6 protein-coding genes and 2 pseudogenes are annotated in these 13,901 nt (G+C 68.2%); 1 reads left to right on the forward strand and 7 read right to left on the reverse strand.

Annotated elements, in window-relative coordinates; all coding sequences use genetic code 11:
- The first annotated feature begins 30 nt into the window (after positions 1–30).
- Positions 31–2,286 (forward strand): heavy metal translocating P-type ATPase, encoded by a 2,256-nt coding sequence (locus EDD41_RS11735; protein ID WP_342769273.1) that lies wholly within the window; start codon positions 31–33, stop codon positions 2,284–2,286.
- Between the two features lie 418 nt (positions 2,287–2,704).
- Here the strand turns inward: EDD41_RS11735 and EDD41_RS11740 are convergent, their stop codons facing one another.
- The 7 genes and pseudogenes from EDD41_RS11740 to EDD41_RS11770 form a co-directional block, all read right to left on the reverse strand.
- On the reverse strand, positions 2,705–3,724 hold the full coding sequence (locus EDD41_RS11740; protein ID WP_245995753.1) for a dihydroorotate dehydrogenase-like protein: 1,020 nt from the start codon (positions 3,722–3,724) through the stop codon (positions 2,705–2,707).
- Between the two features lie 152 nt (positions 3,725–3,876).
- Positions 3,877–7,515: a pyruvate:ferredoxin (flavodoxin) oxidoreductase gene (nifJ, locus tag EDD41_RS11745; protein WP_123577067.1), complete on the reverse strand. Its 3,639-nt coding sequence runs from the start codon at positions 7,513–7,515 to the stop codon at positions 3,877–3,879.
- Positions 7,445–9,215: pseudogene (locus EDD41_RS11750) on the reverse strand (NAD(P)-binding protein). Before EDD41_RS11750 ends, nifJ begins: the two are co-directional and overlap by 71 nt.
- Positions 9,216–9,444: 229 nt before the next feature.
- Complete coding sequence (locus EDD41_RS11755; protein WP_094765057.1) at positions 9,445–9,768, reverse strand: thiamine-binding protein; 324 nt, start codon at positions 9,766–9,768, stop codon at positions 9,445–9,447.
- A gap of 173 nt (positions 9,769–9,941) precedes the next feature.
- A pseudogene (locus EDD41_RS17590) lies at positions 9,942–10,601 on the reverse strand (PepSY-associated TM helix domain-containing protein); the annotation flags it as partial.
- A 131-nt stretch (positions 10,602–10,732) separates the two neighbouring features.
- On the reverse strand, positions 10,733–11,377 hold the full coding sequence (locus EDD41_RS11765) for a hypothetical protein (protein WP_123576031.1): 645 nt from the start codon (positions 11,375–11,377) through the stop codon (positions 10,733–10,735).
- A gap of 25 nt (positions 11,378–11,402) precedes the next feature.
- On the reverse strand, positions 11,403–13,772 hold the full coding sequence (locus tag EDD41_RS11770; protein WP_123576032.1) for a winged helix-turn-helix domain-containing protein: 2,370 nt from the start codon (positions 13,770–13,772) through the stop codon (positions 11,403–11,405).
- Positions 13,773–13,901 lie beyond the last annotated feature (129 nt).

Below are 13,901 nucleotides of genomic sequence, written 5' to 3' on the forward strand. Positions count from 1 at the left end.
CCAGAACCTGAACACCTGGAAGGCAACATCTTGAGCACCGGCACCATGACGGCACCAGCCCGCGACGTGCGACAGTCGATCGAACTCGACCTGCAGGGCATGACCTGCGCCTCATGTGCCGCGCGGATCGAGAAGAAGCTCAACAAGGTCGACGGGGTCCAGGCCAGCGTCAACTACGCCACGGAGAAGGCGCACCTGCTCGCACCGCCCGAGGTGAGCGTTCCGGACCTGATCGGCGTCGTGCAGAAGGCCGGATACGGCGCGTCGGTTCCCGTCCCCGACGCCGTCCCCGTCGACCACGCCAGTGATCTCAAGCTGCGGATGATCAGGGCCTTCGTCTGGTCCATCCCGGTGATCCTGATGGCCATGGTGCCGCCCCTGCAGGTGCCCGGCTGGCAGTGGTTCAGCTGGATCCTGGCCACCCCCGTCGTCTTCTGGGCCGGTTGGCCCTTCCACAGGTCCGCCTTCGTCAACGCCAGGCACGGCACCACGACGATGGACACCCTGGTGAGCATGGGAACGCTGGCCTCCTACTTCTGGAGCGTCTACTCGCTGTTCTTCAGCTATGCCGGCTACATCCCGTACAAGCACAGCTTCGAACTGCACCTGGGGCACATGTCCCCGGCCGGCAACATCTACTTCGAGGCCTCCGTGGCCATCATCGCCTTCCTGCTGCTCGGCCGCTGGATCGAGGCCCGCAGCCGTCAGGAGGCGGGTGCTGCCCTGCGCGCCCTGTTGGAGATGGGTGCCAAGGAGGTCTGCATCCTGAGCGACGGCGCCGAGGTCATGCAGCCGATCAGCGCCCTGAAGGTGGGCGACGAGTTCGTCGTGCGCCCCGGCGAGAAGGTGGCCACCGACGGCGTCGTCGTCGAGGGTGCCAGCTCCGTGGACAACTCCATGATCACCGGAGAGTCCGTGCCGGTCGACGTCGCGGTGGACGACGAGGTGATCGGCGCAACCATGAACACCACGGGTCGCCTGGTGGTGCGGGCCACTGCCATCGGCAGCGACACCCAGCTCGCCCAGATCTCCCGCCTGGTGGAGCAGGCGCAGACCGGCAAGGCCCAGGCGCAGGCCCTGGCCGACCGCATCTCCGGCATCTTCGTGCCCATCGTGCTGGGCATTGCCCTGCTCACCCTGGTGGGGTGGCGCGTCTACGGCACCGGCATCGCCTTCGCCTTCTCGGCGGCCGTGGCCGTCCTGATCATCGCCTGCCCCTGCGCCCTCGGCCTGGCGACCCCCGTCGCCCTGCTGGCCGGTACCGGCCGTGGCGCCCAACTGGGCATCATGATCCGCGGCGCGCAGACGCTGGAGCGGGCCCGTGCCATCGGCACCATCATCATGGACAAGACGGGCACCATCACCTCGGGTGAGATGAACGTGACCGCCATCGCACCCGTGGCCGGTGGGGATCCCGACGAACTGCTGCGCATTGCCGGGGCCCTGGAACGGCCCTCCGAGCATCCCATCGCCCAGGCCATCTCGCGACGGGCTGCAGATGCCGGTGCATTGCCCGCTGCCGAGCACTTCATCAACCTGCCGGGCCGCGGCGTGAGCGCCTTGATCGAGGGACGCGAGGCGCTGGCGGGCAACCAGCTGCTGCTGCAGGAGCGTGGCATCAGCATTCCCGAGGGCCTTGGCCGGGCCGTCGAGGACGGCAACGCCCAGGGGCAGACGGTGATCCTGGTGGCATGGGACGGCCAGGCGCGTGGCGCCATCGCCGTCAGTGACACCATCAAGCCCACCAGCAAGGCCGCCATCGCCCAGATGAAGAAGCTGGGCCTTCGCACGGTGATGCTCACCGGCGACAACGAGCGCGCGGCCCAAGCCATCGCCGAGGGTCTGGACATCGACGAGGTGCACGCGAACGTCCTCCCGGCAGACAAGGTGGCCGTCGTCGCCGCCGCCCAGGAGGCCGGCCGAGGGCAGAAGAGTGGCCAGGTGGCCATGGTGGGTGACGGCGTGAACGACGCTGCGGCCCTCACCCAGGCGGACCTGGGGATTGCCATGGGGTCCGGAACGGATGCTGCGATCGCGGCCAGCGACATCACCCTGATGCGCTCGGACCTGATGCTGGCCGCCGATGCGGTCCGGTTGAGCCGCCGCACCCTGTCCATCATCAAGTCGAACCTGTTCTGGGCCTTCTTCTACAACGTGGTCTCCATCCCGGTGGCGGCGGCCGGCTACATGAACCCGATGTTCGCGGGCGCGGCCATGGCCTTCAGCTCGGTCTTCGTGGTGCTGAACAGCCTGCGGCTACGGGCTTTTCGCCCGCTGGCCGGCTGACGGGCGCATCTGTTGCCCACGCAGGCAATGGTCGCACCTCATGGGGTGCGACCATTCGTCGTCTGGGGGTCACCCACGGGTGTCACCCGCGTCACCCGGACAATCACCCGTGGGTGGTAGTTGAACGCAGAACCTGATGACACCATTGAAACGTTCAAGCAGTGGCAGACACTGTGGAAACCTGCGGGACCTCGAAATTGCTCGGGGGAGTGGCGAGTGCTCGCAGTCCTGCAAATGGCCGGATCCAGGCGCGGAGAGCGCAGGAGCCGGCCATTTGTGTTCGCGGGACCACTCGCCGTCGTCCGGCCGGATCACGCGGGCCCGCAACATTGGAAACAGATGCAGAACGACCCCCTCAGTGCATCGGTTGCACTGAGGGGGTCGTTCGGGATCTGTCCCGGATGCGGCCTCCGACGGCTCAACGGCCGTAGGTGGCCTTCGCCTTCTCCAGGGCCGCGACGTAGCCGGCCCGCTCGTAGGCGTCGGCCTGCGCATCGGCCGGCACCGCCAGCAGCCCGCGGGCCTGCTCCAGCGTCAGCTCCTTGCGCTTCAGCCAGGTGGCCAGCCCGTCGTTCAGCTGGGCGGCGTAGCCGGCGCCGTGGCGCACCAGCGACGACGTCGTCATCACGACGTCGGCACCGGCCAGGACGTACTTGACCACGTCATCGGCCGTCTCGACACCCGTCGTGGCCGCCATCGACGCCTGGATCCGCCCGCGCAGCGCGGCGATCCAGGTGCGGGGCAGGCGCGCCTCGGAGGGCTGGGAGAGCTCCAGGCCGGCGACGACCTCCAGCTTCTCGATGTCGATGTCCGGCTGCAGGAAGCGGTTGAACAGCACCAGGCCGTCGGCCCCCGCCTGGTCCAGCTCCACGGCCAGGTGGCCGAAGGAGCTGAAGAAGGGGGAGAGCTTCATGGCCACAGGCACACTCACCGCGTCCTTGACGCCCTGCAGGATGTCCAGGTGCCGCTGCTCCACGTCGCTGCCGGAGGTGCTGACATCACCGGGAACCATGTAGACATTCAGCTCGATGGCCGCCGCACCCGCGTCCTGCATGCGTCGTGCCACGTCCACCCAGCCGCCGTGCGTCGCACCGTTGACCGACGCGATCACGGGGATGTCCAGCTTCTTGGCCCCGGCCTCCAGCAGCTCCAGGTAGCGGCTGGTGATGCCACCCTCGTTCGCCGCGGGGGTGGGGAAGTAGCTCTGCGCCTCGGAGAAGCTCTCCTCGTGCAGTTCGGTCATCGCCTCGGCACGGGCCGCCTCATGCCGCAGCTGCTCCTCGAACAGCGAGTACATGACCACGGCGCCCACGCCGCCGTCCTGCAGCGCCTGCATGCCGTCCACGCTCTGCGAGAGCGGGCCGGCGGAGGCCACCACGGGCGTCTTGAGCTCAAGGCCCAGGTAGCTGGTGGTCAGGTCGATGCCGGTCACCTGCATGCCGGCCGGCGCATTGGCCACCGGGGCAGCGGAGGCCTCCCGGATGGGCACGACTCCCGGCCGCAGCTGGTCGGTGGCATTGGATCCGGCGGCAGCCTTCGCGGCGGCCGAGGCCACGGCGGCCTTCAGGGCTTCACTCATCTCGGGCATGGTCAGGCATCCTTTCGTGCATCGGCAGCGAATTCGGAGGCATGGCGGGTAGCCATCCGTTCGTAGTCCAGCCAGCGACGTTCCACCTGCTCCTGCGCCAGCTCCAGCAGGCGTTGCGCCTCGTCCGGATCTGCGTTGAAGAGCATCTTGAAGCGCAGCTCGTTGGCGTGGTACTCCTTCAGGCTCATGCGTGGTCGCGGGGAGTCCAGCAGGAAGGGGTTGCCCCCCTCGTTGCGGACCACCGGGTTGTAGCGCATCAGTGGCCAGTGGCCGGAGTTCACGGCTTTGTACTGCTGGTCCAGCCCCTTGCGGATGTCGATGCCGTGGGCGATGCAGTGGCTGTAGGCGATGATCAGGCTCGGGCCGTCATAGGCCTCCGCCTCACGGAAGGCCTTCAGCGTCTGCTGCGGGTCCGCGCCCATCGCCACGCGGGCGACGTAGACATTGCCGTAGGCGATGGCCTGCATGGCCATGTCCTTCTTGTTGGTCACCTTGCCACCCGACGCGAACTTCGCGACGGCACCCATCGGGGTGGACTTGGAACTCTGGCCGCCGGTGTTGGAGTACACCTCGGTGTCCAGCACCAGGACGTTGACATTGCGTCCCGACGCGAGCACGTGGTCCACGCCGGCCGAGCCGATGTCATAGGCCCACCCGTCGCCACCGACGATCCACACCGAGCGACGCAGCAGGTGGTCCGCGACGCTGGCCAGATCGGCAACCTTGGGGCCGCTCATCGTCGCCAGCTTCTCCTGCAGGCGTCCCAGCCGCTCCGCCTGCGCAGCAAGATCAATCTCCTGCTTCTGCGGGGCGTTCAGCAGCCCGTCGACGAGCTCGTCATCGGCCAGTTCTCCGCGCAGCTCCTCCAAGCGGGTGCGGGCCAGGTTGGTGTGGAAGTCCGCTGCCAGGCGAAGACCCAGACCGAACTCGGCATTGTCCTCGAAGAGCGAGTTGGACCAGGCCGGGCCGCGGCCCTGCGCATTCTTCGCCCAAGGAGTGGTTGGCAGGTTGCCGCCGTAGATCGACGAACAACCCGTCGCGTTCGCGACACTGGTGCGGTCACCGAAGAGCTGGGTGAGCAGCTTCAGGTAGGGGGTCTCGCCGCAGCCGGAGCACGCACCCGAGAACTCGAACAGCGGCTCCAGGAACTGCGTTCCACGCACCGTCCCGAAGTCGACGCGCGAACGGTCGTTCTGCGGGAGCGTCTCAAAGAAGTCGACATTCTTCTTCTGCTCTGTACGGTCCAGCACCGGCGCCAGGTTGATGGCCTTGCGCTGCGGCTGGCCGATCGGGTTGACCGGGCACGCCTCGACGCACAGGCCGCAGCCGGTGCAGTCCTCGGCATAGACCTGCAGGGTGTAGCGGGTGTCCGGCAGGCCCGCCGCGTTCAGCTCGACGGTCTCGAAGCCCTCCGGGTGCCCTTCCAGCTCGCCGGCGCCGTAGTACTTGGCGCGCAGCACGGCGTGCGGGCAGACGAAGGAACAGTTGCCGCACTGGATGCAGGCCTCCGGGTCCCATACCGCGATCAGGTCCGAGATGTTGCGCTTCTCGTACTTGGTGGTGCCCGACGGGTAGGAACCGTCGATCGGCAGGGCGGAGACCGGCAGGTCGTCGCCGCGGCCGGCCAGCATGGGTGCGGTCACCTTCTGCACGAACTTGGGGGCGAAGTCCGGTACCGGGGCCAGCAGGCCGTGGTCCGAGGTGGTGCTGCCGGGCACCTCCAGCTTGTGCAGCTGGGCCACCGACGCGTCGACCGCCTTGTGGTTCTTCGCGACGATCTCCATCGACTTCTTGGAGTAGGTCTTGGTGATCGCCTTCTTGATCTTCTCGATGGCCAGTTCGCGGGGCAGCACCCCGGAGATCGCGAAGAAGCAGGTCTGCAGCACCGTGTTGGTGCGGCCGCCCAGCCCGGCATCGCGGGCCACCGCATTGGCGTCCACGACGTGCACGTTGATTCCAAGATCAATGATCTTGGCCTGCAACGGCTCGGGCATCCTGTCCCAGACCTCCTCCACCGGGTACGGCGAGTTGATCAACAGGGTGGTGCCCTTGCGGGCGAACTCCAGCACGTCCACGCGCTCGAGGATGGACCAGTGGTGGCAGCCGATGAAGCCGGCCTTGCTCACCAGGTACGGGGCCTTGATCGGGTTCGGGCCGAAGCGCAGGTGGCTGACCGTGCGCGAACCGGACTTCTTCGAGTCGTAGACGAAGTAGCCCTGCGCGAAGGTCTCGGGATCCGAACCGAGGATCTTGATGGTGTTCTTGTTGGCGCCCACCGTGCCGTCCGAACCCAGGCCGTAGAAGACCGCACGCAGAGTGGCCGGGTCCTCGATGTCCAGGTCTGCGTCATAGGGCAGGCTCAGGTGCGTCACGTCGTCATTGATGCCGACGGTGAAGCGTGGACGGGGCTGCTCCAGTGCCAGCTCGTCGAAGATGCCGACGACCATCCCGGGCGTGAACTCCTTCGACGAGATGCCGTAGCGGCCACCGATCACGACGGGCATCGTCTCGCGCTGGCCACGGCTGACGGCCTCGCCCAGCGCGGTCATGACGTCCAGGAAGAGCGGCTCGCCGCCGGCGCCCGGTTCCTTGGTGCGGTCCAGCACTGCAATGCGACGCGCACTGGTGGGGATGGCGGCCAGCAGCTGCTCGGTGGGGAAGGGGCGGTACAGACGGATCTGCAGCATGCCGACCTTCTGGCCCTGCTTGGCCAGGTAGTCGATGGTCTCGCGCACCGTCTCGGCGCCGGAACCCATCACCACCACCACGCGCTCAGCGTGGGGATCGCCGTAGTAGTCCACCAGGTTGTACTGGCGGTGCGTCAGGGCGGCGAAGTTGTCCATCACCTTCTGCACCACCGACGGCGCCCAGGTGTAGAAGGGGTTGGCCGTCTCGCGGGACTGGAAGTGGGTGTCCGGGTTCTGCGCGGTGCCACGGATGAAGGGGTTGGCGGGGCTCAGTGCGCGGGCCCGGTGCTCCCGCACCAGGGAATCCGGCACCATGGCGCGCAGCACCTCGTCGGACAACCGCTCCAGGGTGTTCAGCTCGTGGCTGGTGCGGAAGCCGTCGAAGAAGTGCACGAAGGGCAGCCGGGTGTGCATGGTGGCCACCTGGCTGATCAGCGCCATGTCGTGCGCTTCCTGCACGCTCGCGGAGCTGAGCATCGCGACGCCGGTCTGGCGAACGGCCATCACGTCCTGGTGGTCTCCGAAGATGCTCAGTCCCTGCGTGGCAAGGGAACGCGCGGCGACGTGGAAGACCGTGCTGGTCAGCTCGCCGGCAATCTTGTACATGTTCGGGATCATCAGCAGCAGGCCCTGCGAGGCGGTGAAGGTGGTGCACATGGCACCGCCCTGCAGCGCACCGTGCATGGCGCCGGCCGCGCCACCCTCGGACTGCATCTCGACGACGGTGGGCACCTGGCCGAAGATATTTGTCCGGCCGTGGCTGGCCCACTCGTCGGCCAGTTCGGCCATCGTCGAGCTGGGGGTGATGGGGTAGATGCTGCACAGCTCGTTGAGCCGGTAGGCGACGTCGACCGCGGCCTCGTTGCCGTCGACGATCAGCCGCTCACCGGGCTCGACGGGTGACTGATCGTGTCCGCCGGGCTGGCCGTAGGGCGCGGTGACGCTCTCCGGCATCGGCGGGACGAAGGCTCCGTAGGTGCCGGACCGCTGGTCGCGCACCGGCTCCTGGGGAAACAGCTTGTAGGACTTCTGCTTCTCGGTCATCAGTTCTCCGGAATCATCTCGATGGCATGCACGGGGCACTGGTCGTAACAGCTCGCACAGCCGGTGCACTTGGAGTAGTCGAAGCGGTAGCGGTGGCCGGTACCGAGCTTGATCACGGCATCCTCGGGGCAGGCGCCCAGGCAGCCGTCACACTCGAAGCAGTTGCCGCAGCTCAGGCACCGCTTGGCCTCGAAGACGGCCTGGTCGGCGCTCAGTCCACCGACCACCTCGTCGAAGCTGTGGCGGTCGTCGTCGGCCAGCTCGGGCTGTTCCCGACGGGTGTGATCGGCCCCGAAGTACCACAGGTGCAGGTCGTCGAAGCCGACGACCGGGTGCTTGACCTTGGGCTCGCCGATGTACTGGTTGAGCCAGCGGTCGATCTGCTTGGCGGCCTTCTTGCCGTGGCCGACCCCGATCGTGACGGTGCGGTCACTGGGCACCGCGTCGCCGCCGGCGAAGATGCCGGGAACGTCGGTCATCAGGGTCTCGATGTCCACGTTGACCACGTCGCCGTTGAAGCGCATGCCGGGAATGTTGTGCAGGAAGCGGGTGTCGGCATCCTGACCGATCGCCAGGATGACCGTGTCGGCCTCCAGCTTCTCGAACTTGCCGGTGCCACGGGCCTTGCCGTTCTCGTCGAGCTCCATGATCTCGACGGTGAGGTCCTCCTCGTCCATCGAGCTGATGGTGCGCAGCCAGTTCATCTTGACGCCCTCACGCTCGGCCTCGCTGGCCTCCTCCTCGTGTGCGGGCATCTGCTCCTGGGTGCGTCGGTAGACGATCACCGACTCCTCGGCGCCCAGTCGGCGGGCGACGCGGGCCGCGTCCATGGCGGTGTTGCCGGCGCCGTAGACCGCGACCTTGCGGCCCAGCACCGGACGCTCGCCGGAGGCGACGTCACGCAGGAAGCTGACCGCGTCCACCATGCGGGAGGCGTCCTGGTTGGGGATGTCCACGCGCTTGGACAGGTGGGCGCCGACGGCGACGAAGACCGCGTCGAAGCCACCCTCGGAACGCTCCTTCTCGAGGTCCTCGACGGTGTGGTTGAGGGTGATGGTGACACCCATGTCCACCAGACGCTTCACCTCCGCGTCCAGCACATTGCGGGGCAGGCGGTACTCCGGGATGCCCCAGCGCATCATGCCGCCGGGCTTGTCCCCGGAGTCGCGGATCTCCACCTGGTGGCCCAGACGGGTGAGGTGGTAGGCGGCGCTCAGGCCCGACGGGCCGGCGCCGATGACCAGCACCTTGAAACCGGTGTTGTTGCGGGGCTTCTCGAAGGACCAGCCCTTCTCGATGGCCGTGTCACCCAGGAAGCGCTCCACCGAGTGGATGCTGACCGAGCCGTCGAGCTCCACGCGATTGCAGACGTTCTCGCACGGGTGGTAGCAGACGCGACCGTGGATCGCCGGGAAGGGATTGTCGCGGGTGAGCTGACGCCACGCCGCCTCCTCCTGACCATGCTTGATCAGGCGGAGCCACTCCTGGATGTTCTCGCCGGCCGGGCAACCGGCATTGCACGGCGGGAGCATGTCCAGGTAGACGGGCATCCGGGTCCGCACGGGACCGACGCGCCCTGCGGCACTGGCGAGGTCTGGTAGTTGGGTGATGTCCCGCGCCGGGGCGGGAACCTGGTTGGCCGGGGCGAGTTCCTGCTCGCCCTGCGAGCCCTGTACTGGCTGGGTCATGCTGCGTCCCTTCCACGTCGGACGCGACCGGGTTGCGTCCACTACAGCCGATAGTAACCACGCCGTGGAAAGAGACGATTGTTAAGGGTTGCCTAAGTCATGCAGCGGTCCCCGAGCGTGTCGCTCAACGATCCCCGCGCCTGTCGAGGGGTCACGCCTGCGCGTCGAGCGCCGCCTCCAGCCGCTCCAACTTTCCGGTCATCTCGCCGGTGTGGCCCGGCCGGACATCCGCCTTCAGCACCAGCGCTACGCGGGAGCCGTACTCGCCGACCGCCTCGGTGGCGCGCTTGATGACGTCCATGCACTCGTCCCAGTCGCCCTCGATGGTGGTGAACATGGAGTCGGTGCGGTTCGGCAGGCCGGACTCACGCACGATCCTGACGGCCGCGGCGACGGCGTCGTGGACGCTCGCCTCAGGATTGTCCCCGCCCTTCGGGCCGGTTCCGGACGGTGCAACGCTGAAGGCAACAAGCATGGCGCCAGTGTAGGCCGGGGTGGGGCTCCCGCGGGAAGCCCCACCCCGGCCGGGCAACCGGCCACCGTCAGCTGCAGCAGGACCCTTCGCCGGTCTCCTTCTTCGCCGAGCGCAGTGCGGCGTCGACGATCAGGAAGCCCGCCAGGCTGGTGGCGAACAACGGCGCCAGCCACCACACCGATCCGACGGTGACTGCGCAGTGTCCTGCCGCGGGCGCTCAGGGTTTTGCCGCCGGCGCTGAGGGTTTTGCCGCCGGCGGTCTGGTTGCGGCGTCCCCGCCACCACAGGATCAGCCCGACGAGGGTGATCGGGGCCAGCCACGAGGCGGCCAGTTCGGAATAGATCCGGCCCACATCACCCAGCAGCAGGCGACGGTGCAGCTCGGAGAGCCAGGCGCGCTCCGGGAAGCTCTGGCCGCTGCCGTAGAGCACGGTGTCGCCGCGCACCGCACCGGTGCCGGGGTCGACGAAGACGGCGCGACGGTAGCTGGATGACTTCAGGGTGGCGTCGTCGAACATCACCCGGGTGGTGTCGCCGGGCTTGCCGACGATGACCCCGCTGACCTGCAGGGCCGGGTGCTGCTCCTGCGCCGTGGCGACCTGTCGGTCGAGGGCGACGGTCTGGGCCGTGGAGCTGGCGTGGATCTGGTCGGCATGGATCACCTGCTCGGCCGCCGGCGCCAGCGCGTAGAGGAAGCCGGTGATGGCGGTGACCAGCAGGAAGGGGCCGACGAGGATGCCGGCATGGAAGTGGATGCGTCGTAACAGCTGGATGAATGTGGTGCGCTCGTCGCGCGCACGCGTCGGGGTCTTGATTGGGGCAAGGGTGGCCATGGTGGAACTCCCTGAAATCCCGTGAGGGCTGGTGTGTGGGGTCGTCGTCCCGCGACGGGGCAGGATGCGACGAGGCGCGCGGGCAGGCTCGCGCGAACCACGGATCGGTCACGATCCGTGGAATGGGGTTCTCACACCAGGACGGGGGGTCCGCTTCGGGGCGGCGGGGCAGGCAGGGCCCACCGGCTGGGGCGCATCACCACATGGACGGCCGGCCGGAAGGCGGGTGTGACCATCAATGGGGTGAGCCTGACGGGCTGCAGCCGGTGCAGCCACGCACCGAGCTGTGTGACCAAGTGGCCGAGTACCAGCAGGAGCAGCGCGGAGATCGCGGCCGCGGCGACGTGGTTGACCAGCATCGCGGGTGGCATCGCCAGCGGGCCGGCGGTGCCGTGGTCCATCCCCGCCATGCCGGCGTGACCTGCCATGCCGGCGTGCATCGTGGAGTGGTCCATGGTCTCGGCGAGGCGGTTCATGCCATGCGGGATGGTCGAGACGGCCCCGGGTGAGACCACAACGTCCGGGGGCCCCAGAGTGCCGGCCTGGTAGCCGAGGTGTCCGGCCAGCTGGCCCAAGCACAGGGAGATGAAGGTGCCACCGCGGCGGGGCGCAAGACGGTTCGAGCAGAGCCACAGCAGGGCCATCATCAGCAGCAGGGCCGAGCAGCCGGGAAGGTCCGGCAGTGCCCCGCCCGCCTCCAGATGCGCGGAGGCCGATGTCAGCACCGACAACGCCACCACGGCGGTGGCGTCGAAGGTCTTTCGGCGGGTTGACACCGCGCAAGCCTAGGGGTTCCCGCGGTCAGGAACGCAGGCCCATCACCCGGGCCCGGTCGATCGCCTCGTCGCGATTGGCCACTCCCAATTTCTTGTAGATCCGGCGCAGATGGGTCTTGAGGGTGTTGAGGCTGATGAACAGCTCCTCGGCGGTCTCGCCGAGGGTCTGGGATGAGTCCAGGTTGGCCAGTACATGGCGCTCCGCCTCGGTCAGCGGCACCTCCTTGCGGCTGGCGACGGCCATCCGGGTGTGCCGTGCATTGGGGGTGTTCACCCCCAGGCGGTCGGCCAGCACCCCGGCCCGCTGGAAGGCCTGCAGCGCCTCGTCCCCGCGATGCATGTCGTCGGCGGCCACCCCGAATATCATCAGCGCGTGGAGCGTGTGGCGAGCATTGTCCAGGGCGGAACCGCCCTGCTCCGCGACCGGTTCCAGCAGGCCGTAGGCGGTGCGGGAGTCGCCCTTGGTCAGGGCCAGACGGGCCCGGAGCACCACGAGGCCGGACTTGCCCTCGGGGAGGTCCATGGCCTCCATCCGGTCGAACTCCTGCTGTGCGGCCGCCACATCACCCATCGCCAGGGACGCGTCGAAGGCCGCGCGGGCAATCAGCGAATCGTGCATCACCGTGCTGGTGGGGCGCGGCTGGTCACGGTAGGCGTCCACCAGGCGCCGGGCGCCGGCTGGATCGCCAAGCGCCATCAACAGGTTGGCGTTGGTGTGGGTACGGAAGGCGTCGTTCTCCGCCAAGTGGTCCTCGTGCTGGTTGAGCTGGTCCAGCCAGCGTCGTGCCGCGGCCAGGTCTCCGGTGTCGATGGCCGTCCTGGCCAGTGCCATCAGGGCGAACTCGTCCAGACCATCGGTGGTGAAGAGGGTGTCCGACGAGATGAGGATGGCCTCGTCGGCCAGCCGGTGTGCGTCGGAGACGGCGCCGTGCTCCGCGTGGATGAGGGACAGGGCGGACAGGGTGATCACGATGGCCCACGGCACGTTCACCACACGCGCCATCCCCAGGGCGGACATCAGGACCTCGCGTGCCTCGGACAGCCGGCCCTGGTGGAGCAGCCACAGGCCGTACTCGGTACGCACCACGGACAGCAGGGCCAGGTCCAGCTCGTGCACTCCCGACGAATCCGCTTCGCGGGCGATCTCCAGGGCGCGGCCGATGTCGAACTCGTCGGGGTAGCCCACCCGGCGCACCATGCCGAGCGCGAGTGCCGTGTAGCCCAGCCGGCCCGTGGTGTTGCGTTCGATCATCTGGTGCGGATCCACCGTCGCGATCTGGGCAATCATCGTCTGGGGTGTGGCAAGCCCACGGGAGATGCTGCGCACCATGTCCAGCTCCCAGCCGGGTGGCAGCAGCTCGACGAGCTGCGGCAGGGCGTGCATCAGTTCCGGACGGTTCAGGTGGACGGTGATGAACTCGGCGGCCAGCATCCAGGCCAGGTCCGCCAGCCCCACCGTCATGGCGAGATCGATCGCCTCCAGCTGTTGGCCACGGTTGCGCAACCACAGGGCGGCGCGCTGGCTCAGCTCCGCATGACGATCGGGCCGGTTGCGCGCCAGTTCACGGATCAGGTAGCCGCGCAGCATCGGGTTGAGCTGAATGGTGTTGGCGTCGTCCCAGGTGATGGGCACGCCGTGGGCCTGCAGCCGGCTCAGCTGGGCGGCGGCATCGCCGCGCCCGGTCATCCAGGCGGCGGCCAAGGGGGCAAGGGAGGGCAGCGCCGCGAGTTCCTGCAGCAGGTCGACATCGGCCGACGACAGGCCGGCGAGCACCTCGTCGGCAATGTAGCTGTCGGCCAGCCGGGTCATCTTCGACGTGTGGGACCAGGTCAGTTCCTCCGCGGCGAGCATCGTCACGATCGCGGGCCAGCCCCGCATGCCGGCCATGATCTGGTCCAGCGCCTCGTCCGGGAGGTTCGGGTTGTTCTCCAGCAGGGCCCTGCGCACCTCGTCGCGGGTCCAGGCCAGCTGGTTGGCGTCAAGGTCAACCAGCAGCCCTCGGGCGGCCAAAGTCCCCAGCGGGGCCTCCGGGCGCGAGCGGCCGGTGAAGACCATCCGCAGCCGCGCGTCGCGTTCCGCCAGATCCAGGGCATGGGCGACGAGGGCCTGGTCCGCAATCAGCTCGCCGTGGGCCAGCACCAGGACCAGCAGGTCGTGTCCTTCTTCGTGCCCGGCGACGGCCTCGTCTAGGTCAGTGCTGTCGCGTACCCAGTGGGAACTGAATTCCGGGTGGGTGGAGAGCCAGGCCTCGACCAGGGTGCTCTTTCCGTGCCCTGCGGGAGCGGAGATCACGGCGACGCGGCCACGCAGCAGCCTGTCGAGGGAGCGCACGAGCCGCGGAGGTGTCCCCAGCCCATGCCCGGGGGTGTAGCGGTTGTCCTCCTGCTGCCCCATCCGATGTCCTCCCCTGCGGGCCTGTCGCTCCTTCCGGCCGACGGTCCCGGAACGGATGTCTCATCAGGCTAGCCTTCCGTCGGGACCATGTCACCCGGTGTGTCACCCCTGAATGCGGGCGAGCCTCAC

Source organism: Luteococcus japonicus (assembly GCF_003752415.1).
In the GTDB taxonomy this organism is placed as follows: domain Bacteria; phylum Actinomycetota; class Actinomycetes; order Propionibacteriales; family Propionibacteriaceae; genus Luteococcus; species Luteococcus japonicus.

What these genes read in the sequence shown, in the direction of transcription:
- EDD41_RS11740 (WP_245995753.1), bottom strand. Translation starts at nt 3,724, where the DNA reads ATGCAGGTGACCGGCATCGACCTGACCACCAGCTACCTGGGCCTTGAG.
- nifJ (WP_123577067.1), bottom strand. Translation starts at nt 7,515, where the DNA reads ATGCCGGAGAGCGTCACCGCGCCCTACGGCCAGCCCGGCGGACACGAT.
- EDD41_RS11755 (WP_094765057.1), bottom strand. Translation starts at nt 9,768, where the DNA reads ATGCTTGTTGCCTTCAGCGTTGCACCGTCCGGAACCGGCCCGAAGGGC.
- EDD41_RS11770 (WP_123576032.1), bottom strand. Translation starts at nt 13,772, where the DNA reads ATGGGGCAGCAGGAGGACAACCGCTACACCCCCGGGCATGGGCTGGGG.